Here is a 22,826-nt window from a genome sequence, read left to right on the forward strand (position 1 = left end):
ACGATCAGAGCCGCGTGGTCGCGCTGCACGTCCCACGTCTCGCTCATGCGCTTGGAGTTGGAGAACGTGGGCGGGTCGCAGAAGATCAGGTCGTAGCGCTCGCGCCCCCTTTGCGCCGCCGAGACCCAGCCCAGCACGTCGGCGCGAATCAGCTGGTGCTTCGGGCCCGAGAAGCCGTTGCGCGAAAGGTTGCGGCCGGACCACTCGACGTAGGTCGTCGACATGTCGACGGTGGTGGTCGATGCCGCCCCGCCGGCCGCGGCGTACACGCTCGCCGTGCCGGTGTAAGCGAAGAGGTTGAGGAAGCGCTTGCCTGGAGCCAGCTCGCGCAGCCACTGCCGCGTGATGCGATGGTCGAGGAACAGCCCCGTGTCCAGATAGTCCGACAGGTTGACCTCGAACGTCATCCCGCCCTCCAGGACAGTGCCCACTACGCCCTTGCGCGAGAAGCGCTCGTACTGCGAGGTCCCGCGCTGGCGCTCGCGCGTCTTGAGGAACACGTCCTGCGCCTCCACGCCGAGAACCCCCGGCACGACGGCCAGCACGTCGAGCAGGCGCTGCTCGGCCTTGTCCGGGTCGATGCCAGATGGGGGCGCGTACTCGGCGACATGGACCCAGCGTGTGCCATCGTTGGCGCCCGAGCCGTCGTAGACATCGATGGCGACCGAGTAGTCGGGAAGGTCGGCGTCGTAGACGCGATAGCAGGTCACGCCGGTGCGCCGCGCCCACTTCTCGGTGTGCTTGGCGACCTTGCGCAGCCGGTTGGAGAACGCGGCCTGCGACTCAGTCAGCGGGGCGCCCGTGGCGATCGCGGTGGCAGCACCTCGGCCGGCACCGGTCGCGCTGCCGGCCTCGGCCTCGACCTCGCCCACCGTGAAGATGCTGACGAGCGACTCGATCTTGCCGTTGTAGAGCGGCACCACGCGCCTCGGAGTCATCTGCACACCCGCCGAGAGCCCCGCGTCCGGCGTGATGACCGCAAGCGTCCAGCCGTCGAATCCGGCGCGCAGGCGCTCGGCCAGCTCGGCGTAGAGGGCGGGCAGGCCAGCGCGCGCCTGGATGCGCTCGCCGTAAGGCGGGTTGGCGACCACGAGTCCGGGGACCGGCGCGGCCGCGATGTAGGCCGCCGGCGGGACGAGCTCGGCGAGCTCTCGGCGCTCGATGAGCACCTTGCCCGCGAGCCCTGCTCGGCGAACGCAGGCGCGCGCGACGTCAACGGCGCGCGGATCGTAGTCGTAGCCCTCGATCGGCGGCATCTGGGCCAGCCCGGCCTCGGCGCGACGGTCGGCCTCGGCGATCACGTGCTGCCACGCGGCCTCATCGTGCCCGAGCCAACGCTCGAAGCCCCAGCGCGCTCGCGTGATGCCGGGAGCGACGTCGCCGGCGATGAGTGCGCCTTCGATGCACAGCGTGCCGCTGCCGCACAGCGGATCGACGAGCGCCCCACCTGCCTTCGCGATCGCCGGCCACTCCGCGAGCAATAGGATCGCCGCCGCGAGCGTCTCCTTCATCGGCGCTTCGACTTGAATTCCCTGCTCGCGGTAGCCGCGCCGATGAAGCGAGCTGCCGGCGATATCGATTGAGATGGTGGCCTTGTCGGCGTGGATGACCACGTTGATCCGCACGTCGGGGTCGTTCGTGTCTACGCTCGGGCGGATGCCGCTCTGCGCGACGAACCTGTCGGCGATCGCATCTTTGACGCGCACTGCGGTGAACTGCGTGTTGCGCAGCTCGGGGTTGACGCCGTTGGCGTCGATGGCCATCGTGCCGTCCGCGCGCAGGTGGTCTTCCCAGGGAATCTCGCGAACCGCGGCGTAGAGAGCATCGGCCGTGGCTGCCGAGACGCGCGCGATGGTGAGCAGCACTCGAGATGCAACGCGCGACCACAGCAGCGCGCGATACGCGGTCTCGAGCGGTCCTGCGAAGGAGACGCCGCCGCCCAGCGGTCGGATGCGCTGGCAGCGCAGCGCTCGCAACTCGTCTGCCACGAGCGACTCCGTGCCACGCGGGCACGGCGCGAAGAACTCGAGAGGTCGGGTCACTTCCCGGATCTCAACGCCGTGGCCAGCGTCTTGCGCGCTGCGTCGGAGACCGCTCCGGCGCCGCCGTAGACGCGCGCCTTGCCGATGAAGGTGCGGTGCACGATCGCGGCGCTACGCACCGCGCTGTCGAGCTTCTTCGTTGGCGTGGTCAGGTACAGGAAGCCGGCGGTGCCGTTGGACCACGCCCACGCCAACGAGTCGACGCACGACGACGTGGACGTGACGCCCATCGACTTCCACTGGAAGCCGACGTTGAGCGACAGCGCGTGAGCCGCGATCGCGAGTGAGGTCTTCGACGAGTTGGCGCCGGCAATGCGGCTGACCTTGTAGCGGAGCTTGCCCAGCGCCTTTTGCTGCTTGGCCGAGATCGAACCTGTCCCGCCGAGCAGGATGAGCCGCTTGATCTTGGTGGCCTTCAGTGCGCGAGCGGTATAGCTGCGCATCGAGTCCTTGTCCACGAATAGCAGCGGACGGCCGGTCTTGGCCAATACCGGCGCGACGGCCAGAGCATCGGAGATGCTGTGCGCGGTGGACAGATAGACGGCGCTGGCCGCGTGCTTGTTGGCGACATCCTCGGCGACGACGTACGGGATCGCGCTTGACGCAACCTGGATCGTGGTGTGCCCAGCCAGTCGGGTCACAGTCGGACCCAGGGCCGCGATGGCCTTGACGACGGCGTCGTTGATGATGTCGCTCGAGCCAAGCACGTAGATGTGCTTAGGCTTGAGGCGCTTGATCTCCGCCGTGGTCGAGGCCGGAAGCGAGGTTCTGGAGACGAGCAGCACGGGGCCGCCGGCAGCGCCGGCAAGCGAGGCCGCCGTGACCTGGTCGCCTTGGACCGCGCCGCTGGCGATCACCATCGTGGGCACGGTGACCGTCCCGGTCACGGGATACGCCGCATCGCATGCGGCGGCGGCAGACTGGTACGGGTCGGGCGCCGAGATGTTCTCTTCGACGTCGGAGTACGGCGCGTCGAGATCGGCGTAGCGGTACGGCCGAAACTTGCGGGCGACCGCATCGGCCCACGAACGCGCGTGCAAGATCGTCCCGTCATGTGAGCTCGATGACGTCTGCTCCATCGCCCAGAACTGCGTCTGGGCGGCGTCGACCCAGCCATCGAAGATGATCGCGTGCGGGCCCGGAGCTCCCCACACGGCCGAAGCAAGCACCATGTCACCCGGAACGAGCTGGGCTTTGGTGATCTGGAAGTACTTCTTGGATCCCTTCGCGCCAAAGCTGCTGGTACTCTCGGAGTACGGACGGCCCTTGGAGTCGCGCAGGTTCCAACACAGCGACGCGAAGCCCGAACAGTCTGTGCGATAGCCGGCGATCGACGGGTCGGGAGTGCTCGTGGGAACGGGCGAGCCGTTCTCAAGCGCCCACTTGGATTGGCTGTACGGGACGCCCGTGACCTTCTTGCCCTTGACCGAGCGGGTGTAGTTGACCCACGCCATGCCACGGGCCAGAACGACGTCGCGAGAGATAGCGAAAGCCGCAGTCGGGAGCATCGCAAGTGCGATGCACGCCGCGACTACGGCAATTGAGATGCTTCGTGTCCGATGCATGTACTCCGCCTCTTGCTTCGATGATAGCTACAGTTGGGGCGGTTCCTCGGTGCAATCGCCCACCATACTAACATCGGCAGGCAGTCCTTGTCTCGCCAGTAACGCCTCGGTGCCGTCTGTGATTGAGGTCACAGCCAGCACAAACACCTATCCCGAAAAGCCCTCGACTACGTACGTACCACTTCGTTCGTCCCTGCGAAGCGAGATGAATCCCAGCTTCTGTGCGTCTTCGAGCAGCTGCGTGAACGAGCGGTAGCCGTAGCTGGACTCGGAGAACTGCGGCTGCTTGCGCTTCATCGTGTCCTTGATCAGCGACGAGTGCATGTTGCCCACGTTCTCGCGTTGCAGCGCCTCGATGGTGTCGAAGAGCAGCGTGAACGCGGGCTTCTTGGCGCGCGGCACCTTGTCGCCCAGCGGCGGAGCGCCCGCGCCCGCGACGCCACCGATGTCTTCGTAGTAGATGAACTCGTCGCAGTTCTGCGCCAGCAGGTCACTCGTAGAGTCCTTCATCCCAACGCCAAGAACGGTCTTGCCGTTCTCCTTGAGGCGCAGCACGAGCGGCGTGAAGTCCGAGTCGCCGGAGACGATCACGAAGCTGTCGATGTGCTCTTTGGCATACGAGAGTTCCATCGCGTCGACCACGAGCCGGATGTCGGCCGAGTTCTTGCCGGTGATGCCGCGCTCGGGAATCTCCATCAGGTCGATGCCCAGCTCGTGAAGTTGCGTGGTGTACTCCGAGAACCGCGCCCAGTCGGCGTACGCGCGCTTGGAGACGACCTTGCCCTTCTCTACGAGTCGCTCGAGCACGCGCTTCATGTCGACGATCTCGGTCTTCTTCGCGCGCGCACCACCGCGGCGAGGGGCAAGTCCCAGTGCAAGGTTCTCGAAGTCTATGAAGACGGCGAGCGAATGTGCCTGGTCGGGCATGGTGTGACCTTTCGCTGCGTATCGGCGGCGCGTCTGCGCCCCCGCGAGTGATGCTTCCCCATTCGACGAGTAGGCCGGCGTTTCCCGCCCGCGCCAGCGTCGACTCCCCCAGCGTAGCACCACACCGCGACTAGTTCGGGTCGACGACCTCGCACTTGACCTCGCCGACGCCGTCGATGCCCAGCAGCTTCGCGCCGCGGTGGGTCAGGTCGATGACTCGGCCGCCCGAGTAGGGCCCGCGGTCGGTGACGACCACGATGATGCGGCGCCCGGCGTGCGTGACGGCTATCCGCGTGCCGAACGGCAGCGACGGATGCGCGCACGTCAGCTCCTGGTCGTTGAGCGGGTGCCCGCTTGCCGTCCCGGTTCCGTTGTCGTTGGTGCCGTACTCAGACGCGTTGCCCGAGAACTTCACGCCTGACGGCGAGTACGACGAGGCCTCCTTGGCCATAACCCAGTAGCTGCCGCTGCGACCGGTGACGGTCGCAAGCTTCAGAGCGATCTTGCTGCCGGACGAGTTGATCGGCTTGGCCGCTTTGCCCGACGTCTTGACCGGCGCCGGGGTCGAGTTCGAACTGGTATCCGACGGTGGCGGGTTTGCCGCCTTCTCCTGCGCGGCGACCATCGACTGGACCTGCGCCGAGAGCGAGCTCAAGTACGCCTGCTCTTGGTCGATCTCGCCCTGCACGCTGGCGCGTTGCGTGGTGACCTTGTCGACCTGCGCTCGCTGATGCGACTCGCGGTCGGCGAGTAGCGCACTGATCCCAACCGCCTCGGCTCGATCGCTCTTGAGCGACTCGACCAGGCCCGCGTCCTTGCTCGCGATCTGCTGTAGGACCGAAAGCCGGCTCGCGAACTCGTCGAACGTCGCCGAGCCGAGCAGCACGTCGACAAAGCCGGTGCCGTCGGTGCGGTAGAGGAACGACGCCTGCGAGTCGAGGCTGACCTGCCCCGCCGCCAGCGATGCTTTGACCGCCGCAAGCTTCTTGGTGTTCTCGGCGATGTCGGCACGCGTCTTGGCCAGGTCGGCTGCGGCGCTGTTGTACTCCGAGAGCCCGGAGTCCAGCTTCGAGCGCATCTGGGCGAGCTTCGCGCGCGCGGCCGCAGCCTGTGCTTGAGCTGCGGCGATGCTGGCCGCCGAGGGTGGAGCGGCAGCCGCGGGAACGACCGTAACGCCCAGCGCCATGATCAGCGCGAGGCCGATCACCTGGGTCATCACGTGTCGTTCTGGGCGCAAGAAGCCTCCGGTAGACGGGCGACAAGGAAGAGGCGGCGATCAGCGTCAGCCGCGGAAGTTGTCTTATGTGAGACCGCGCTAGAATACCACGACGCCCCTGGAGGCAATCCTCGGGCGCCGCGCGCGATGCGCAGCCCAAAGCCGGGTACATGCCCCAAAGCGGCGCATCGCGCCTCGAGAAAGAACGACGATGAGCGGGTCTCGGCGGGCACGCTGAGACGCCTTACGAGAAGGAGCAACCGTGAGCGAAGAGGGAATCGGCGTCATCATGTACTGCCGCACGTGGTGCGGGGACTGCGCTCGGGCGCGCCGTTGGCTCGACTCGCACAACATCCCTTACACCGAGATCGACGTCGAAGCCGACCCCAAGGCCCGCGAGCGCGCTGCGAGCCACAACGACGGCCGCCTGCACACGCCCACGTTCGAGATTGGCGACGGCGTCTGCGTCGACTTCCGGCCGGACAAGCTCACCGAGCTGCTCGGCATCGAACAGCCCTAGCGACCTAGCTCCGTGGATCTCTCGGCGGCTTCTCCCAGACTCTGACGTCGGGAAAGCCGCCGTACTTTACCCCGGACAAGATGCCGGCCATAAGCCCGATCGCGCCGATCGCCAGCCACTCCAGGCCAAACACCCTGCCGACGAAGTTGATCACCGTGGCAAGCACAAAGGCGCCGATGCCCATGACCCACAGCATCCGACGGTCGTGCTCCCAGTTGGTGCCGATCCAATAGCCGAGCAGCGCGCCCAGCACCAAGCCGACGGCGATTCCGATGACGTCGAATACGAAGTTCACGCGTCTGTCCGAACGGTCGCCGAAAGGGTCGTGGCCGAACCGCCGACGCCGGCTGCCTCGCGAGTAGCCGCATCGGAGTAGAGCAGCCACAGCGCCTGCGTGCCCAGGTTCTGCCCACCGTTGGCCTCGAGGTGCTCGTAGAGCTGCTTGGCCAGCGCGCATCCAGGAAGGTCGATACCGGACTCCTCGGCAGAGGCAAGCGCAATTCGCAGGTCCTTGACGAAGTGCTTCACGTAGAAGCCCGGACCGAAGTTGCCATCCAGGATGCGCGGCGCGAGGTTGGCGAGCGACCAGCTCGCCGCCGAGCCGGCACCGATCGATTCGAGAACGCGCCTCGGGTCGAGTCCGGCCGCCTGCGCGTACCCCAACGACTCGACGGTCGCGAGCATCGAGCCAGCGATGGCGACCTGGTTGGCCATCTTGGTGTGCTGGCCCGCGCCAGGTCCTCCCTGCAGCACCACGTTGGCGCCCATCACACGCAGCAGCGGCTCGATCCGCTCGTACGCCGCGGCCTCACCGCCCACCATGATGGTGAGCGTCGCGTTCTTGGCACCTACATCTCCGCCCGAGACGGGCGCGTCGAGCGCCACAATCCCGCGTGAGGCCGCTGCCGCCGAGACCCGCTCGGCGAGCGCCGGTGAAGACGTGGTCATGTCGAGCAGTACCGCACCGTCGCGGGCGCGCTCCACGATGCCGCCGGGAGCCAGGTAGACCGCCTCGACGTCGGCGGGATAGCCAACCATCGTCACGACGACATCGGAATGCACGGCCGCCTCGCCGGGACTGTCGGCCCACGTCGCACCACGTGCAACGAGCGCGTCCGCGCGCGACTTCGTGCGGTTGAAGACGACGAGCGGATAGCCGGCGTCCATCAGGTGTCCGGCCATGGGCGCGCCCATGACCCCGGTGCCGATGAATGCGACGGTTGGTTTGGTGGCGGCGAGGTCGGTCACTTAGCGCTCCTTTGAGGGCGTGCGGTTCGGCGGTGCAATCAGCTCGACACGAGTGTAGACGACCCGGAAGCCGAGGCGCTCCATATTGCGCTGCGAGATCGAGCCGGGACGCGCCTCGGTCACCGCGAGTTCGCAGCCGGCCTCAGCGGCGAGCCGGAGCCGCTCGGCAAGCAGTGCCGACTGTACTCCTCGGCCACGGTGTGCGGTCAGCGTCGCGTCGCTCATCAGCCAGCCGAGACCGTCGCCGCGAACCTGTAGCGCACCCGTACCGGCGTCAGCACCCCCGACGCGCCCCATCAGCAACGTCATGTCGTCGCTGGCGGTCATCCCGAGCCCCATCCGCACGTTCTCGGCAGATGGCGGACGCGGCGCACTGAACGCGGCACTCGACACGGCGGCCCAGCTCGCTAGCTCCTGCGCGCTGGACGCCGCGCGCACCTCCACGCCTGGCGCCGGCGCCGGTAGCTCGAGCGCCGAGACGTCGCCATCAAGCTCGCGGACGAGCACGTTCTCGAAGTCGGTCACCATCCAGCTGCGTACGCCGAGCTGAGCGACGAGCGCCTCCTCGGCAAGTGGCGAGAGCGAGATGGCAGCACGCGTGCCGTTGCCCTCGTAGAAGCGCTCGACCGCGTCGAACTCCTCGGCACTCACCGGACTCGCGAAGCCAGCGCCGTAGATCATGTTGACCGGCGATCCGGGTGCGAGGAACAGCGCGAGCCCGCCGGCGAACTCGGTGCGCTGGGCTTGCAGTGTGGGATCGAGGCGCATGCAGGTCTCGGCGAAGGTCGCTAGGTCGCGTGCGACCGCGCGCTCGAGGCGGGCGGCCAGCATGCGGTCGGCGAACTGGTGCGACATGCGACCTCCTCCGGGTGCGGCGAGCGGGCAGTTCGTCCAGCATGACGCTGTCAGGGTATACGCTTCAAGCGAACTGCCACTCGCCCCGAGGAGTTCCGCATGACCGACGCATCGCCAGAGTCGCAGGGCACCACCGCCACACTCGAGCCCCCTGCCAAGCCGCCGGCGCCGCCTATGACCACCACCGCCACTCCCGGCCGACCACCGCGCAAGCGCCGCGTGGGCTGCTGGGTCGCCGCGATCGTGCTGATCGTGATCGTGGCGCTCGCCGCTGGCACGTGGTGGCTGATCGCGTCTCGGGCACGCCCCGCGGCGCCGGTCGCAAACGCGAGCGCGTTTGACTCGGCGATGACCAAGGCGATGGTCAAAGCACCGGGCGAACCGGCGACGCCGGTCGATCTGTCCACGATCAAGGCTCGCGGTACGCACACCTTCGACGCGACGTTCACCGCCGACGAGCTGGCCGCGCTGCTCAACGCCTTCCCACATGAGGTCAACGTCGGCAACGCCAGCGTCTCGCTGCAAAACGTCTCAGTCGCGCTGGGGAACAACGGCGAGCTGACGCTCTCCGGAACGGTCTCGTCGGGCGGCTCGGCGTACTCGGGGAAGGCGTCAGGAAAGGTGGCGTTCACCAACGACCAAGTGGTGGCCGCCGGACCGATCAGCGTGCAAGCCGAGGGCATCGATCTGGGCGGCGCGCAGGCGGCCACGGCCACGCAGCTGCTGCTCGCGTACTTCAACGGCTACCTGCGGGCGGCGCCCGGCCTCACGATCACGTCGGCGACCGTCAGCTCCCAAGGCGTGCACGTTCGCGGGCTGGCGCCCGACACCATCACGTACTAGCGCGCCGGACGCGCGCCGACGCCCACGCGCTCGACAGCGTTCCGACCCGCGTCCTAATCGGCGAGCTTGCCGAGCAGCCACGCGATGTTCTCGCCGAGATTGGCCATGTTGCGAAGCGCCTCGGCGTCCCCTTGGACCTCGCCCTTCTCGCGACCGTAGCCCAGGTTCCAGTAGGTCGAGCCCGGGATAATCATCTGCGAGATGAAGAAAAGGTGGTTGATCGAGTCGAACGTGTGGATGCCGCCGCCACGTCGCACGGCCACCACGCCGGCGCCCACCTTGCGCGCGAGCAGCCCGCCGTTGGCCATCGAGACGTAGCCGGCGCGGTCGATAAGCGCCTTCATCTCGGTGCTGACGTCGCCAAAGTAGGTGGGGCTGCCCAAGACGATCGCGTCGGCCTCCCACAGCTTCGGGAAGACCTCGAGCAGGTAGTCCTTGCGGCCGTGGCACTGCCTGTCCTTGGCCTCGAAACACTTGCGACACGCCGTGCAGCCGCGGACGTCCTTGGCGGCCAGCTCGATGAGCTCGCACTCGATGCCCGCCTCGCGAAGCGGCACGAAGGCAGCCTCGATGAGCTGGGCCGTGTTGCCGCCCTTGCGCGCGGAACCGCTGACTGCGACGACCTTCATGAGGACTCCCCTTCAATCACACGAATACTTCGACGAGCAGTTTGGGTCGCGAGGTCTACTCGGCGGCCGAGAGCGCCTCGGGAACGGGCTCGCTACGCAGGGCCGAGATCCAAAAGATGCGATCGGCGATGGTCAGGCCCGTGCCTACGGCAATGTAGAGTATCGCGAGGAAGATCAGCCCGCCGGGTGACTTCGGCAGCGGTGTGAGCTGCCGAAGCACGATGCCCGTACCCATCATCACGGCGATGAATCCCCAGCTCGCCCAGCCAAAGAAGCCGAAGTAGCAGGCGTGGCCGCGGGTCTGAATGCGCGCAACGGCCTTGTCGGCGTAGCGGATCAGGATGTAGCGCGCCTTGAGGCTTCCGATGATGATCGCAGCGATCACGATGACCACGAGCACCCAGATCGCCGGGTGAGCCATGCCCCAGAGCTTGACCATGAAGCTGATCCCAAAGCCCAGCAAGAACCCGAGCCCAACCATCCACATGATGGCTGCAGAGAACATCTGAACTTGAACGCTGGCGCGCGGCGTGAACCTGTCGTACCAGGGCTTGGCGGTGGAGGTGGAGGTCATAGAGTCGCTTTCAGCTATCAGCGCGCGTGGCTTGGCCGAGGCGCACTATCCGACGAACTTCACGATGGCGAGCAGGATAGCAGCCAACGCAAGAACCACGCCGAGAGCGCCGAGAAAGCGCACCCGACCGGTAAGACGCTGCTCGGTCCAACCTCGCTGTTCGTACCCACGCCGCATCAGGATGCGCGCAATGGGTTGTGGTTTGAGCGCGAACATCGCGAAGTACGCTCCAGCGAGCAAGGCAACGAACGCGCCGAACAGTGCGATTCCCTGCAGTCGACTCACGACTCACGCTCCGGTCCCCAGAAGACAGCGGCCACCATACCGGGCCCTGTATGCGAGCCTATCACCGGGCCGAGATCGAAGGTGAGCACCTCACCGATCTCGCACGATCCGCGTAGCAGCACCTCGAGCGCCGCGGCGTCACCCTCGGCGTCAGCGTGCGCGATCACGACCGTGCGTGCTGCCGTATCGACCGCGCGTTTGGCGAAGATCTCGGCCAGCGCCCGTAGGGACTTCTTGCGCCCGCGCACCGTCCGGTCGACCACCAGCTCGCCTCGGCCATTGACGCGCAGGATCGGCTTGACGTCGAGCATCGTGCCGGCAGCAGCCGCCCAGTCGGCAACGCGTCCGCCTCGGCGAAGCGCCTCGAGCGACTCGATCGTGAAGTACACGTTGAGGCACTGCGTGTTGCCGAGCACCCAGGCTTCCAGTTCGTCGATCCCGGCGCCCGCCTCGCGACGACGCGCGGCCTCGAGGACCAGCAGGCCCTGCTGGGCGCTGGCGGCAAGCGTGTCGACGACGCGGATGTCGGCGTCGGTGAACTCGGCCAGCACTGCATCGCGCGCGATCACGGCGGCGTCGTAGGTGCCCGAGAGTCCGGACGAGAAGCTCAAGAGCAGCAACGGCGTGCCCGACTCGGCGGCCGACCGGTACGCCTCGAGGTAGGCAGACATCGGCACCTGAGCCGTGGTGGGCGCCGAGCCCTCCCGCATCCGCGCGTAGAACTGCGCGTGCGGCATCGATGCGCCCAGGTCGTCGAAGTACTGCTCGCCGTCGAGCGTGAACGGGAACTCGAGCACGGCGATCTGCATCGCGTCGGCGACCTCGCGCGTCAGGTCGCAACACGAGTCGGTAACCAGCACGAAGTCCGCGCGCGTCATGCCCAGTCCCGCTGCGTCTCGTAGACGATGCCGATGGCGGGACCGACGTGCAAGCCGATGACCGGGCTGACTGGAATGACGCGGACCGGCCCGCCGGCAAGCGGCTCGATCTGTTCGCGAGCGTAGATTTGCGCCAGGTCGCGGTCGACGATGTAGTGCACGACGACCTGCTTCAAGCCGTAGGCCGAGATATCCTCAGACATCTTGCGGGTCATCTCGGCGAGCGCGCGGGACTGCGTGCGTACCTTCGCGAACGTCACGACGGCGCCCTCTTCCACGGCCAGAATTGGTTTGATCTGCAGCAGACCACCCACCAGCGCCGACGCGCCGCCGATGCGACCGCCCCTTCGCAGGTACTCAAGCGTGTGCGGCGTGAAGAGGTAGCGGGTGCGGCGCAGAGTCTGGCGCGCCGAAGCCACGCAGCGTTCGATCGTCTCGCCGGCGCGAGCGGCCGTAGCAGCCGCGATGGCGCCGAAGCCTTCCTCCATCGAGTTGGAGCCACTATCGATCAGCTCGATGCGCGCGCCGGGAAACTCGCCGCAGATCATCTCGGCAGCCATGCGCGCCGTCTGCAACGTGCCGCTCATCTTCTCCGAGATGAAGACGCCGATCACATCGCTGCCGCGCTCCAGCGCCCGCCGAAACTCCAGCAGCAGCTCCTCGACTGAAGGCTGCGAGGAGGTGGGAAGCGCCTGCATGTCCGCGAGGCGGCGGTAGAAGGCTGGGATGTCCATCTCCAGTTCGCGCTGGTTGGTGTCGCCATCGTTGATGTAAAGCGAGACGACCTCGATTCCCAGCTCACCGAGGATCTCGGCGGGAATGGAGGCGACGGAGTCGGTGACGACGAGGATGGACATGGTGCGTCTCCCAGCTGAACTGAGCGGTCAGTCTTCACGCTCGCCACGATACACGAGCGCACTGCTCGCCGATGAGGTTGCATAGATGCCCCGGCGAATTGTATCAGCCTGTGCCGCCAACGAATGGCCCGCGGATTGCTCTGCCCTATCCACCATCGTGTGCTGTGACGCCACTCACAAGAGACTGCACCCGAGTGCCCCCGGCACCTACCAGTTACCCGCGCGATGGTCGATAAATCAAGTACACGACACGGCGCATCTTCAAGCACGGAGGACACGTTGCTCACACAAACCGCCGGCCTAGGTCAGCTCAGGTCGTTTCACACGTCCGAGACGCGCGAGCTCTTCCACGTGCTCCTCAACGCGACGTCGGCCGCCGAGGCCAACCTTGCCCTCGAGGTACTCAGAGGACTCGTGCCCGAGAAGCCCTTGGTGACCGCGTGCAATCTTCGTGAGGTCCTGCGCTCGCTCCCTTGCTCGCCGTTCCAGATGGCGGTCGACACCGAGACGCTGATGAAGACGGCCGGCCTGACACGCGATATCGCGGTGCTGGGCAAAGAGCTTCCCGACGGCGTGGAGGTCTGCGTGACCACGGCAGGCAATCTGGTGCTCGACTTGATCGTGAAGGCCGGCGGAGAGAAGCACTACTGGACGCCGATCCCGGCCACGCACGACTTCGTGAACCCGGCCGTCGTGGACTTGGTCATCACGAGCAGCTACCTACTCGACGCGCTGATGGACCTGATCCGGGCGATGGGCGTCGTCTTCAACCCCAAGTTCTACCTCTCCATAGAGGACTTCCACATGGAGTACGCCGCCGAGGCGATCATGGACCTCGACGAGCTGTTCTAGCCTAGAGCGCACGCGAGCGCGGCTGCCCCCGCGCGCCGCGTCTCACACGTCGCCGCTCGTCACGATCGTGCAACCGGCCTGGGCCATCTCGGTCAACGCCTTGGCGCCATCGTCCGGCGACAGGTTGACTGCTCGGCAGCCATCCTCCACCAAGACGACGTCGAAGCCTTCGCGCCGTCCGTCGAGCGCGGTGAACTTCACGCAGTAGTCAAGCGCCAGTCCTGCGACCCAGATCTCATCGACGCCGCGCGCGCGCAGATACGCCGAGAGTCCCGTGTCCTTGGCGTGGTTGTTGTCGAAGAAGCCGGAGTACGAGTCGATTCGCGGGTCGGTTCCCTTGCGCGCGACATGGTCGACCTGCGCCACATCCAGCCCCGAGTGAAACGACGCACCGGGGGTGTTCTGGACGCAGTGGTCGGCCCATAACACCTGAGGCAAGCCCTCGACGTCGATCACCTCGCCCGCCGAGTGCCCCGGATGGCTCGAGGCGAACGACGCGTGGCCGATGGGGTGCCAGTCCTGCGTCGCCACGACCAAGTCGAAGCGTGGCGCGAGCGCGTTGGCAACAGCAACGACCGCATCGCCGTCAACGACCGGTAGGGACCCGAACGGCATGAAGTCGTTCTGGACGTCGATCAGTAGCAAGGCGCGCATGGTCGGCTCACTTCCCTGGGTTCTCGGCGAGGCCACGTGCCTTGAGCACGAGCTCGGTGCGGACGTCGTTGACACTCTTCTCCAGCCCCACGGGGTAGGTGTGCGGGTTCAGGAAGCGCGTGATCGACGGGTCGAGCGAGGCGAGCGAAGCCGTGGCCCGGTCGCGCACCTGCGCGATCGCGGGCCGCTCGTAGACGAGCCGCCCAGCGCGAAACACCGGGACGAGCAACTCCTCGCTGGTTGCGTCGGCCGCGAAGCGCTTGCAGCGCGTCGAGTCGGCCGGGTCGATCATCGTTACCTCGCCTGACGGTGGCCGAGTGACGTCCCAGACCATGTCGCCGGAGAGCGATCCGTCTTCGCGCCGATACCGTCGCACGCCGAGCACCCCGGGCGTGGTGACCTTCGCGGTCTGCTCGGAGACCTTGACGCGTGGCGTCCAAGCCGCCTCCCCGTCCGGCCGCACGGCCGAGAGCTTGTACACGCCGCCGAGTGCAGGCTGATCCCACGCCGTGGCGAGCTTGGTGCCCACACCCCACATGTCGATGGCCGCGCCCTGATCCTTGAGCGACGTGATGAGATGCTCGTCGAGCTCGTTGCTCGCCACGATGTGCGCCTCGGCAAAGCCGCCTTCGTCGAGAATCTCGCGCACGCGCTTGGACAGCCACGCCAGATCGCCCGAGTCGATGCGCACGCCGATCATCTCGTGGCCTTGCTCGCGCAGCTTGCGGCCGATCTCGACGGCGTGGCGCGCGCCTTCGAGCGAGTCGTAGGTGTCGACCACGAACGTGCAGTTGTTGGGGAGCGCCTCGGCGTAGGCCTCGAAGGCTTCAAGCTCGGTGTCCCACGCCATGACCCACGAGTGCGCGTGGGTGCCGCTGACAGGGATGCCAAAGCGCGCACCAGCCAGAGTGTTGGACGTCCCCACGCACCCGCCCACGTACGCCGCGCGACTCGCCGAAAGTCCGCCGTCGGGACCTTGCGCCCGGCGCAGGCCGAACTCGACCACCGAGTCGCCCGCAGCAGCGAGACATACTCGGCTGGCCTTGGTGGCCACGAGCGTCTGGAAGTTCACTGCGTTGAGCAGCGCCGTTTCCACCAGCTGGCACTGCACGATCGGCCCGCTCACGCGCAGCAGCGGCTCGCGCGGAAACACCGCCGTGCCCTCCGGGATCGCGTCGACGTCGAGGCAGAACTGCAGCTCAGCCAGCCAGCCGAGAAACTCCTGGCCAAACAGCGGACGACCGTCGTTGCCGGTTCGCTCGGCAAGGTAGGCGATGTCGGCCTTGGTGAAGCGCAAGCCGTCCAGGTAGTCGATCGCTTGCTCAAGTCCACAGGCGATCGCGTAGCCGCCGCCAAAGGGGCTGTTACGGAAGAACAGGTGGAAGCATGCGTCGGTCGCCTCCATGCCGGAGGCGTGGTATGCAGCTGCCATCGTGAGCTGATACAGGTCGGTTAGAAGTGCGAGCGAAGGTTGCGTGGTGTCGAGCACCGAGGGCTCCTCTCAAGGGTTCGAATGGTTCTTGCCCGCCCGGGCAGCGATTGCGACCGTCCGGCAGATGCTCGTGCTCAATCGATGTTACAAGATGTGAAATCGGACGAACGGTAGGACGTCGGCCACAGAGTGGAGGGTATAACGAGCAGGCAACCTCGAGGGTGGATTGTGGTTGCAGACCCGTGGAGGTAACGATGGCCCCGTTCATCGAACAGCCCCGCCCAGAGCCAGTGGAGACCTTCGAGCCGCTCGCGATGTCGAACCCGAATCCCGATATCCCAGGTCGACTCGCCGACCGCGTCGGCTCTCTGTACGCTGCTGCGGAGCGCGCCGACCGCACCGCGCGCACCGAGCGTCTCATCCGCCGCGCCGAAGCGCTTCAGTAGCGTCTTCGGGCCCTTCGCTCGTCTCTCCCGCTCCTGCTCCAATTGGCGGCGACTTCGCGCTATCCCTCGTTGCTTGCTCTGACCTGCTGTACCGTGGACCCATCATGGGTCCACGGTTCGTGGAGGTGCCTGCGCGGTGTGCCAGTTCTGTGTCGAGCATGGCGAGGGTAAGCGCTGGTACCTGCAGGCGAGTAACTACGCGTACGACCTGGACAGCGACCTGAAGCGTCGCGAGTACATCATCGAGTTCGTTCGCGGCTTCGACGCGATGCGTTCAAGCGGCATCACTGCCGGCGAGACATTGCGCAAGCTGCCCGCGCCGCTCGCCCGGCTCGGCAGAAACGCCATCTCCAAGCATCAGCAGAAGGTTCACTTCGGACAGCCCGTGCCGCTGGAGGACTGCGAGCAGGTCCTCGACTTGGCGACCAGCATCACGGTCATCCCCTGCATCTGCCGGATGCATCAACGCGGTAAGACTGCCGAGGACGTCTGCATCCTCGTGACCGCCAAGCCGATCGCAGGAGTGCTCGAGGAGGCGTTCGCCGACTACGAGGACGGACCCGACCTCGACGACTTCCACACCATGACCAAGGACGAGACGATGGCGCTGCTGCGCTCGTGCGAGGAGCACGGGCTCATGCACTCCATCTGGACGTTCCAGACGCCCTTCACGGCCGCGATCTGCAACTGCAACCTCGCAAGCGGATGCATGGCCATGAAGCTGACCGCGGGCTACAACATCAAGATGATGTGGCGCGGCGAGACCGTCGCGCAACTCGACGCCCAGAAGTGCAATGGCTGTCATGCGTGCGCGAAACTCTGCCCTTTCGACGCGATCGACGGCTCGACGCGCGGCCCATTAAGGTTCTTGGCCGAGAAGTGCTGGGGCTGTGGGATCTGTCGCACGGGTTGTCGGCAGGGCGCCATCAAGCTCGTCGACCGCCGCACGATTCCAGCGGTCGCCAACCTCTGGTAACCCCTGCGCGCTTGAGAGCCCCCGCCATGAGGCGGAGGCTCTCGTTGGTCGCTCGTGTTTGTGCGGACGCGCCGCGCCTCGCCCTACTTCGTTTGCCGGTAGCCCACCATCGCCGCGCCGGTGGAGTCGCGCAGCGTCATGATGTCGCCTTCCATGGCGTAAGTCGTGGCCTTCTCGAGGGCGGCCAGGTATGCAGTCTCTTGCGCCATGAGGTCTTCGGGTCCCGCCATCTTGGTTGACACGATCGGCCCGACCTTGATCGTGCTGTCAGACGAGGTGTAGGTCGCGTTGTACTGGTTGACGCCACCGTTGCCGCTTACCGTGCCGTCCTTGGCGAACAGCGCCGTGACAGTCGCAGAAGACTCGGCGCCTTGGAATCCACCGTGACCGTTGTTGTACATGACCATCTTCCAGTTGGTGCCGACCAGTGGCACCGGCACGTCTACAACGTACTCAACGGTCGCGACTCCGCTCGAGTCGAACAGCGTGAGCGAGTCTTCGTCGGCAGCGTAGCTAACGGCGTTGCCCAGCGCCTTGACGTAGTTGGTCTCGGCTCTCATCGCGACCGGCGAGCCGGCACGCTGCGTCATCGCGCCCATCGTGATCGCGATGTCGTTAGCCTTCGGGGCAACGTAGGTGGCGTTGTAGACGTTGACGCCCGTACTCCCGTTGATCTTGCCTGCCGAGAACTTGGCGGTTATCGGCGAGGAGCCTGTGTAGGCGTTGCCAACGAGCTTGTCGACCTTCCAGCTGTGCGCCTCAAGCAACTTGGCGTTGCTCGGCTGGGCCGAGCAGCCGCTGGATGCGACAGCCAGAAGAGCGCACAGACAGACCAGCAGCACCAGTCGGAATCGCAACACGGCGGACCTCCACATGCGTCGAGTCGGTGGCTTGGAGCACTGTCGGTGCGCCTTGGCCAAGGTCTTTGAAGGATTGTGCCCATGGGCGCCCACCTGCGAACGGGCGCACGCAGGGCCGGGCGTCCCAGGCGGCGGATTGCATGCGCACAGCCGCCTACTTGCTCGGGATGACTATCACCGCAGTGGCGTTGCGCTGGTCGTTGATCGCAGCGAGCCGCTCGGCATTGTTGAGCCACACGACGGACAAGAACAGTCCCGTGGCAATGCCGGCCGCAAGCATCGCTCGGGCCGCAAACACGCGCTTGCGGCGCAGGAAGAACCACGCGGCTCCACCGCCGACCAGCGGCAGCGCCAAGGTCGGAATCCACCAGAGTAGCCAGACGTACGACCGCTTTTCACGCGGCACGGCGGGCCGTTCGGCAATGTCGGAGTCGTCTGCGGGGGTCACGGGAGCGTTGGGGCCACTTTGCCCGGCGGAAAGTCGCGCCGCGCTCGCGGGCGGCGGACCGACGGGCGGCTGGGATGCCCGCTCAGGTGCCGCAGCAGTCGGAGCGACGCCGTCGTAGTCGCCGAGCAACAAATCGATCGCGGACCGGCCATCCGCCGTGAGGTCTGCGGGCTGCGAGATGGCGCTCGGCGCCGAGGGCGCCGACGCGCTGACGGCCAGCGGAGGCGGTGCGAGGAGTCCCGGATCGGGCGCTGCGCCAGCTACGAGCTCGCCCCTGACGAGGCACAACTCCTTCTCGGCAGCGTGCGCCTCGAGGTACGCGCTCAGCGCCGCCTGACGGGCATCCTCGGGAAGCGTCTGCAGGTCGGCAGGGCGCACTCGGCCGTTAAGGCCCAGTACCATCGATATGTAGCTGTCGGTCTTGTCGGCGTTGGTCGTCACGCCACTCCCCTTGGCCGCGAGCGTTTTCGCTCACAGTATCGGCAGTCAAGGCATGCGACGTGAAGAGGCACGGGGCCGCAAGTGACCGAAACCCGGCCGATCGACTCTCAGCCGATCTCGGCCAGCGCGTCCGGCAGGTCTGCGATCGAGTCGATGAGCAGGTCTGGCTTGCGCTCGCTTCGCTCCAGTGTCGCAAGCGAGAACTTTCCCGTGCGTACCAGCACCGATCTGGTGCCTGCGGCGTGCGCACCAGGCACGTCGGAGCAGATGTCATCCCCGACCATCACCGCCGAGTACGGGTCGCCGCCCACGTCGTCGAGCGCCATGCGGAGCAGCTCGGTCGAGGGCTTGCCGACGACGTGTGCTTCCCGGTTGGCCGCCCACTCGAGCGCCGAGACGAAGGCGCCGGTATCGAGCGAGGGGCCGTCGGGCGAGACGAACCAGCGCCCCTTCTGCAGGGCGAGCAGCTCGGCACCATCGCGCAGCGCGCGAAACGCGGCGTTCAGCCGCTCGTACGTGAAGCCCTCTCGACAGTCGCCGACGACGACCCAGTCGGCCCCGTCACCGTTGGTGCGAAACGAAGCGAACTCAGACTCGATCGAAGACGGCAGCAACAGGAAGCAGCGCGCATGTTCTTGGCGCGCGAGGAAACGCTTGGCGGCCGAGACCGGCGAGAAGATCTCGCTGGTCTCGGCGGGAATCTTGGCGGCGGTGAGGCGCGAGAGGATGGTCGAGACGGGAACCGAGTCGATGTTGGTGACGAACCGCACGGCCAGACCGGCGCTCTTCAGCTTGGTGACTGCCGCTGCTGCGCCCGGGTACGGCGTGCCGTCTCCGCCGAGTAGCGTACCTTGGATGTCGAGGAGCGCTGCACGAAGCGGTGTGGTCTGCACATCGGTCACGTTCTTGCACCTCTCGTCAGCCGAAAGATGGCGCGCCCGCCGGTGTGGGATGGCCACCGGCGGACGCCTTGTCACTGTTGTATCCCCCCAGTGTTGCCAAGAGGTTTCGTACTCGCATCACCTGGCGTAACAGTCGGTGGATGACGCCACGGGACGCCTGGCATCTCGCCCATCACGATCGACGTTTCGGGCGGGCATCGGTCTTGACCTGCCGTTTGCCGACGATGAACGCTGCTGCGGTCGCCGGCTCGAACGCATCACCCCCGGGTGCCGAGCTGGTCAGTATCGCCTGTCCCAGCGCGATGCGCTTCGCGTGCTCGTCGTCCTCATCACACGTAGTCGAGAGGAACACCCCGACCAACATGCCGTCCTCCCTCCACACCTCCACCGCGTACTCCCACTGCCACCGCGCTCGCAACGAACGCTCCATCGCTGCGTCGCTTGACGAGTCGAGCGGCGCGACGCGGTCAAACGCGGGGTCCTCACGCTGCGGCCAGTCACCTTCGCTGCCGGACGCCGTCCACGCGTCGACGATCAGCGCTGTCTCGCGCACCGCTAGGTCCGGGTCGCCCTGGGCTCGGGCCAACCAGCGTTCCCTAGGCGCGCACGCGACGCGTGCAAGCATTGCCACGGCGCGCAGGCGAGTAGCTCGGCTGCCGCTTTGAAGCGCGCGCTCCAATACGCGCAGCGCTCGCGAATCGCTCTCTTCACACACCGCCATCACCTCCTGTTAGCCACACCGTAGCGCGGGGGTCTGACAAGAACGGCGCCGAGCAGGTACTCTCGGCAGACACGACGCGTGCCACGATGAGGAGCCCCATGTCGGCGAAGAAGAGCACGAAGCGCGAGTTCGACTGGCGTTCGTACAGCAAGCCCGCGCGCTTGCTCACGCCCGGGCAGGAAGACGCTCTGTCCTCGGGCATCCTTCGCCCGCTCCTCGACCTCGCACTGGCCGGCGACGGCGTCAGCCTCGAGATTCGCGCGCGCCAGGCGACGCTCTACTACCGTGGCGTGAGCCTTGCCCGCATCTCCGGAAAGTCCGAGTCGTTCTCGGCAAGCATCGACGCCAACCTGCGACTCCGGCGAGCCGAGCGCCCCGGCTCCGAGCAGCTCGAGACATGGCCGCTGACCACCGCCGAGCAGGTCTCGGCGTGCCTCGGGGAACTCGCGAGCTTGCGCGCGCTGCTGGACGGATTCGCCGCCGAGGAGCACGTCTCGGCGCGCGAGCAGCTGACCGCGTTCGCGGCGGCCAATCGCGCCAACCCCGAGCGTGCCGAGCTCATCGTCGTCGACATCGAGTACCAGTACGCGCGGCGCCGCTTTGACTTCGTTGCGATGCGCCGCGCGACCAGCGTGGGCGGTGCGGGTGCTTTCACCACGCCGAGGCTCGTGATCGGCGAGCTGTACACCGGTCACCGTTTCCCCGACGCGGTGGGCGGCATGACGTCGTTTGGCGCCGACGCTGCCGAGTTCGCACACGCGCTGGCGCAGGAGCACCTGATTCGCGCGCAGGCCGAGCTCGGCGAGCTAGCCGCGCAGAGGCAGCGGCTGGGTCTGGTGCCCGAGATGCCGTTCGCGCACTTCGCCGAGGGGCTGCCCGAGCTGTTGGTGGTATTCACCAACCCGACGTTCTTCACGCCGGCGTTCGACGCTCCGCTGGCCGAGCTGCACGACCGGCTCGTCGCCCGCCACTACCCGACCGAGCTGCTGCGTCTAGCTGCGGTGGGCGAAGCGAGGCCGGAAAGCGACGATGCGTCGCTGGCCGTCGGCGAGGATGAACTGCTCCACTACCGCGCGTTCAAGGGCATGCGCAAGCGCCTGCAGGGGTAGCGCGAACGAGCGAGCCGACCGTCCGCTAGTCGAAGACGAAGCCAGCCTCAAACGCGCCGAGGCACGCGTCGACCGCTTCAGCATCGTAGAGAACGTCTCGGCCGGCGGTTATCTCGGCCAGCGCGGCGTCCACTCCTACGGCGGGACGGTACGGACGGTGCGAGCTCATCGCTTCGACCACGTCGGCCACCGCGAGCAGTCGGGCCATCGGCAGTATCTCGTCGCCCACCAAGCCGTCCGGGTAACCGGAACCATCGAGCCGCTCGTGATGCTGCCGAGTAATCTCGGCAAGCGGCCAGTCGAGCCGGACCGACAGCAGGATGTCGGCGGTCGCTTGCGCGTGCTCCTTCATCAGGTCGTGCTCAGCCTTGCCCAGCGCTCCAGGCTTGGCCAGAATCTCGGCAGGGACCGTGACTTTGCCGATGTCGTGCCGTCGCGCGGCCACCGCCATGCGGTCGGGCTCGATGCTCGGCAGGCCGAGCTGCTCGGCCATCGCGTCGGCCAGCAGAGCGACTCGCTCCTGGTGCCCGGCGGTGTAGGGGTCGCGAAGTTCGACGGTGCGCATGACCACGGCCACGATCGCGTCGAGCTCTGTGCGAACCTCGGCAAGCTTGGCGGTGCGCTCGGCGACGAGGCCCTCCAACTCGAGGCGGTACCGCTCGGCGGTCTCCTCGGCGTTGATCCGCGCCGTCAGATCGCGAAACACCGTCATGAACGCGGGCTTCTCGGCGAAGACCAGAGGGGCTGTGGCGGTTTCGACGACCAGCTCCGCACCGTCGGGACGCACCAACATGACGCGCAGCGGTTCCCGGGTGATTCCTTGGGTTGCCATCTCGATGACGCGTTCGCGCACGGCCTCACGCGAGTCCTCGCGAATCATCGGCCAAAACGAGGTGCCAACGGCCGCCTCGGCGTCCACACCCATAAACGCGCTCATAGCGTGGTTTGCCTTCACGATCAGCTCGCCGTCGTGGACAACGCTCGGGTCCGGCGACATGTCGAACAGCACCCGGTAGTTGTGCTCGGACTCCGCGGCGGTGGCCTGCGCACGATCCCGCTCGGTCACGTCGCGAATCACCGCGAGAATCGCCGGGCGTCCTTGGTAGGTCACTGGCTTGGCGGCGATAACGCCGTGAATCTCGGCGCCCGCGCGCGTGACCAGGCGTTCTGGCATCAGAGGCTCGGTCTGTCCCGCTGCAAGCATCGCCGAGACGCGCTGCACTACGGTGTCGCGATCCTCGGGATGAACGAAGTCGATGATCGGCAGACCGACCGTATCGGCCGACGAGCCAAAGCCGAAGCGCGTCGCGCCGGCCTGGTTGATCTCGAGCAGCGTGTTCCCGTCGTGGATGAGGACGGGATCGGGACTGAGTTGGAACAGATCGTCGAACAGGCCAGAGGCGTCCGCCGCGATTGGCAGTGCGCCGTCGGGGCCTGGCAGGGTCCCGGGTAGCTCGGACATTGGCTCGCTCCAAGTTGTGTGCAGGAAGGCATGTGCAGCGGGCCCAAGCATATAGGACGTTAACCGTGCCGAGAATATCCCTCC

At 66.7% G+C, this 22,826-nt stretch carries 25 protein-coding genes; 6 read left to right on the plus strand and 19 right to left on the minus strand.

Features of this window, described 5'->3' with window-relative positions:
• The 4 genes from rlmKL to P4L93_05570 form a co-directional block, all read right to left on the minus strand.
• Nucleotides 1-1,988 (minus strand): bifunctional 23S rRNA (guanine(2069)-N(7))-methyltransferase RlmK/23S rRNA (guanine(2445)-N(2))-methyltransferase RlmL (rlmKL, locus tag P4L93_05555; protein MDR3686400.1); only part of this gene is annotated, 1,988 nt, incomplete at its 3' end.
• 50 nt (nt 1,989-2,038) lie between these two features.
• The gene (locus P4L93_05560; GenBank protein MDR3686401.1) at nt 2,039-3,607 is read right to left on the minus strand and encodes a cell wall-binding repeat-containing protein; all 1,569 of its coding nucleotides are present in this window, start codon (nt 3,605-3,607) and stop codon (nt 2,039-2,041) included.
• 147 nt (nt 3,608-3,754) lie between these two features.
• A complete protein-coding gene (locus P4L93_05565) occupies nt 3,755-4,534 on the minus strand; it encodes an NYN domain-containing protein (GenBank protein MDR3686402.1) in 780 nt (259 codons plus the stop codon).
• 130 nt (nt 4,535-4,664) lie between these two features.
• The gene (locus tag P4L93_05570; GenBank protein ID MDR3686403.1) at nt 4,665-5,750 is read right to left on the minus strand and encodes an RlpA-like double-psi beta-barrel domain-containing protein; all 1,086 of its coding nucleotides are present in this window, start codon (nt 5,748-5,750) and stop codon (nt 4,665-4,667) included.
• Nucleotides 5,751-6,012: 262 nt separating this feature from the next.
• Here P4L93_05570 and P4L93_05575 point away from each other — a divergent pair, with 262 nt between their 5' ends.
• Nucleotides 6,013-6,270: a glutaredoxin family protein gene (locus P4L93_05575; protein MDR3686404.1), complete on the plus strand. Its 258-nt coding sequence runs from the start codon at nt 6,013-6,015 to the stop codon at nt 6,268-6,270.
• Between the two features lie 4 nt (nt 6,271-6,274).
• Here P4L93_05575 and P4L93_05580 read toward each other — a convergent pair whose 3' ends face one another.
• From P4L93_05580 to P4L93_05590, 3 genes are read right to left on the minus strand one after another with little or no spacing between them, the layout of a single operon-like run.
• The gene (locus P4L93_05580) at nt 6,275-6,565 is read right to left on the minus strand and encodes a hypothetical protein (protein ID MDR3686405.1); all 291 of its coding nucleotides are present in this window, start codon (nt 6,563-6,565) and stop codon (nt 6,275-6,277) included.
• Nucleotides 6,562-7,518: an NAD(P)-dependent oxidoreductase gene (locus tag P4L93_05585; GenBank protein MDR3686406.1), complete on the minus strand. Its 957-nt coding sequence runs from the start codon at nt 7,516-7,518 to the stop codon at nt 6,562-6,564. The genes P4L93_05580 and P4L93_05585 overlap by 4 nt, the downstream gene beginning before the upstream one ends.
• Complete coding sequence (locus P4L93_05590) at nt 7,519-8,373, minus strand: hypothetical protein (GenBank protein MDR3686407.1); 855 nt, start codon at nt 8,371-8,373, stop codon at nt 7,519-7,521.
• A 99-nt stretch (nt 8,374-8,472) separates the two neighbouring features.
• Here P4L93_05590 and P4L93_05595 point away from each other — a divergent pair, with 99 nt between their 5' ends.
• Nucleotides 8,473-9,216 (plus strand): hypothetical protein, encoded by a 744-nt coding sequence (locus tag P4L93_05595; protein MDR3686408.1) that lies wholly within the window; start codon nt 8,473-8,475, stop codon nt 9,214-9,216.
• Nucleotides 9,217-9,269: 53 nt separating this feature from the next.
• Here P4L93_05595 and P4L93_05600 read toward each other — a convergent pair whose 3' ends face one another.
• Genes P4L93_05600 through P4L93_05620 form a run of 5 tightly spaced genes read right to left on the minus strand, consistent with a single transcriptional unit; the run spans nt 9,270 to nt 12,439 of the window.
• Nucleotides 9,270-9,845, minus strand: a complete 576-nt coding sequence (locus tag P4L93_05600; protein MDR3686409.1) for a flavodoxin family protein — start codon at nt 9,843-9,845, stop codon at nt 9,270-9,272.
• Nucleotides 9,846-9,900: 55 nt separating this feature from the next.
• On the minus strand, nt 9,901-10,419 hold the full coding sequence (locus P4L93_05605) for a hypothetical protein (GenBank protein ID MDR3686410.1): 519 nt from the start codon (nt 10,417-10,419) through the stop codon (nt 9,901-9,903).
• A 45-nt stretch (nt 10,420-10,464) separates the two neighbouring features.
• The gene (locus tag P4L93_05610; GenBank protein MDR3686411.1) at nt 10,465-10,704 is read right to left on the minus strand and encodes a hypothetical protein; all 240 of its coding nucleotides are present in this window, start codon (nt 10,702-10,704) and stop codon (nt 10,465-10,467) included.
• Nucleotides 10,701-11,582 carry a DegV family protein gene (locus tag P4L93_05615; GenBank protein MDR3686412.1) on the minus strand — a complete coding sequence of 294 codons (882 nt, stop codon included), beginning with the start codon at nt 11,580-11,582 and terminating at the stop codon, nt 10,701-10,703. The genes P4L93_05610 and P4L93_05615 overlap by 4 nt, the downstream gene beginning before the upstream one ends.
• Entirely contained in the window at nt 11,579-12,439 is an 861-nt protein-coding gene (locus tag P4L93_05620) for a DegV family protein (protein MDR3686413.1), read from the minus strand. Before P4L93_05620 ends, P4L93_05615 begins: the two co-directional genes overlap by 4 nt.
• Before the next feature lie 279 nt (nt 12,440-12,718).
• On the opposite strand from P4L93_05620, the gene P4L93_05625 reads away from it, so the two are divergent.
• A complete protein-coding gene (locus P4L93_05625; GenBank protein ID MDR3686414.1) occupies nt 12,719-13,291 on the plus strand; it encodes a hypothetical protein in 573 nt (190 codons plus the stop codon).
• A 42-nt stretch (nt 13,292-13,333) separates the two neighbouring features.
• On the opposite strand, the gene pncA is transcribed toward P4L93_05625, so the two are convergent.
• Together pncA and P4L93_05635 are read right to left on the minus strand one after the other, a co-directional pair.
• Nucleotides 13,334-13,945 carry a bifunctional nicotinamidase/pyrazinamidase gene (gene pncA, locus P4L93_05630; GenBank protein MDR3686415.1) on the minus strand — a complete coding sequence of 204 codons (612 nt, stop codon included), beginning with the start codon at nt 13,943-13,945 and terminating at the stop codon, nt 13,334-13,336.
• A gap of 7 nt (nt 13,946-13,952) precedes the next feature.
• The gene (locus P4L93_05635; GenBank protein MDR3686416.1) at nt 13,953-15,434 is read right to left on the minus strand and encodes a nicotinate phosphoribosyltransferase; all 1,482 of its coding nucleotides are present in this window, start codon (nt 15,432-15,434) and stop codon (nt 13,953-13,955) included.
• A 197-nt stretch (nt 15,435-15,631) separates the two neighbouring features.
• Here P4L93_05635 and P4L93_05640 point away from each other — a divergent pair, with 197 nt between their 5' ends.
• Nucleotides 15,632-15,823, plus strand: a complete 192-nt coding sequence (locus P4L93_05640) for a hypothetical protein (protein ID MDR3686417.1) — start codon at nt 15,632-15,634, stop codon at nt 15,821-15,823.
• Nucleotides 15,824-15,959: 136 nt separating this feature from the next.
• Nucleotides 15,960-16,799, plus strand: a complete 840-nt coding sequence (locus P4L93_05645; GenBank protein MDR3686418.1) for a 4Fe-4S binding protein — start codon at nt 15,960-15,962, stop codon at nt 16,797-16,799.
• 83 nt (nt 16,800-16,882) lie between these two features.
• Here P4L93_05645 and P4L93_05650 read toward each other — a convergent pair whose 3' ends face one another.
• The 4 genes from P4L93_05650 to P4L93_05665 all read right to left on the minus strand — a co-directional run bounded on the left by P4L93_05650 (nt 16,883) and on the right by P4L93_05665 (nt 20,036).
• Nucleotides 16,883-17,659 carry an META domain-containing protein gene (locus P4L93_05650; protein ID MDR3686419.1) on the minus strand — a complete coding sequence of 259 codons (777 nt, stop codon included), beginning with the start codon at nt 17,657-17,659 and terminating at the stop codon, nt 16,883-16,885.
• A 154-nt stretch (nt 17,660-17,813) separates the two neighbouring features.
• The gene (locus P4L93_05655) at nt 17,814-18,548 is read right to left on the minus strand and encodes a hypothetical protein (GenBank protein MDR3686420.1); all 735 of its coding nucleotides are present in this window, start codon (nt 18,546-18,548) and stop codon (nt 17,814-17,816) included.
• Nucleotides 18,549-18,655: 107 nt separating this feature from the next.
• Nucleotides 18,656-19,450 (minus strand): TIGR01458 family HAD-type hydrolase, encoded by a 795-nt coding sequence (locus tag P4L93_05660; GenBank protein ID MDR3686421.1) that lies wholly within the window; start codon nt 19,448-19,450, stop codon nt 18,656-18,658.
• A 172-nt stretch (nt 19,451-19,622) separates the two neighbouring features.
• Nucleotides 19,623-20,036: a hypothetical protein gene (locus tag P4L93_05665; protein MDR3686422.1), complete on the minus strand. Its 414-nt coding sequence runs from the start codon at nt 20,034-20,036 to the stop codon at nt 19,623-19,625.
• Between the two features lie 233 nt (nt 20,037-20,269).
• On the opposite strand from P4L93_05665, the gene P4L93_05670 reads away from it, so the two are divergent.
• Nucleotides 20,270-21,280: a hypothetical protein gene (locus tag P4L93_05670; GenBank protein ID MDR3686423.1), complete on the plus strand. Its 1,011-nt coding sequence runs from the start codon at nt 20,270-20,272 to the stop codon at nt 21,278-21,280.
• 25 nt (nt 21,281-21,305) lie between these two features.
• On the opposite strand, the gene P4L93_05675 is transcribed toward P4L93_05670, so the two are convergent.
• A complete protein-coding gene (locus P4L93_05675; GenBank protein MDR3686424.1) occupies nt 21,306-22,742 on the minus strand; it encodes a PAS domain S-box protein in 1,437 nt (478 codons plus the stop codon).
• Between the last annotated feature and the right edge of the window lie 84 nt (nt 22,743-22,826).

The organism is Coriobacteriia bacterium, assembly GCA_031292615.1.
Taxonomy (GTDB): Bacteria; Actinomycetota; Coriobacteriia; order Anaerosomatales; family JAAXUF01; genus JARLGT01.

Excerpts from the sequence above, each read along its gene's own strand:
- P4L93_05560 (MDR3686401.1), bottom strand. The coding sequence starts at position 3,607 with ATGCATCGGACACGAAGCATCTCAATTGCCGTAGTCGCGGCGTGCATC.
- P4L93_05565 (MDR3686402.1), bottom strand. The coding sequence starts at position 4,534 with ATGCCCGACCAGGCACATTCGCTCGCCGTCTTCATAGACTTCGAGAAC.
- P4L93_05570 (MDR3686403.1), bottom strand. The coding sequence starts at position 5,750 with ATGACCCAGGTGATCGGCCTCGCGCTGATCATGGCGCTGGGCGTTACG.
- P4L93_05590 (MDR3686407.1), bottom strand. The coding sequence starts at position 8,373 with ATGTCGCACCAGTTCGCCGACCGCATGCTGGCCGCCCGCCTCGAGCGC.
- P4L93_05595 (MDR3686408.1), top strand. The coding sequence starts at position 8,473 with ATGACCGACGCATCGCCAGAGTCGCAGGGCACCACCGCCACACTCGAG.
- P4L93_05600 (MDR3686409.1), bottom strand. The coding sequence starts at position 9,845 with ATGAAGGTCGTCGCAGTCAGCGGTTCCGCGCGCAAGGGCGGCAACACG.
- P4L93_05605 (MDR3686410.1), bottom strand. The coding sequence starts at position 10,419 with ATGACCTCCACCTCCACCGCCAAGCCCTGGTACGACAGGTTCACGCCG.
- P4L93_05615 (MDR3686412.1), bottom strand. The coding sequence starts at position 11,582 with ATGACGCGCGCGGACTTCGTGCTGGTTACCGACTCGTGTTGCGACCTG.
- P4L93_05620 (MDR3686413.1), bottom strand. The coding sequence starts at position 12,439 with ATGTCCATCCTCGTCGTCACCGACTCCGTCGCCTCCATTCCCGCCGAG.
- pncA (MDR3686415.1), bottom strand. The coding sequence starts at position 13,945 with ATGCGCGCCTTGCTACTGATCGACGTCCAGAACGACTTCATGCCGTTC.
- P4L93_05640 (MDR3686417.1), top strand. The coding sequence starts at position 15,632 with ATGGCCCCGTTCATCGAACAGCCCCGCCCAGAGCCAGTGGAGACCTTC.
- P4L93_05670 (MDR3686423.1), top strand. The coding sequence starts at position 20,270 with ATGTCGGCGAAGAAGAGCACGAAGCGCGAGTTCGACTGGCGTTCGTAC.
- P4L93_05675 (MDR3686424.1), bottom strand. The coding sequence starts at position 22,742 with ATGTCCGAGCTACCCGGGACCCTGCCAGGCCCCGACGGCGCACTGCCA.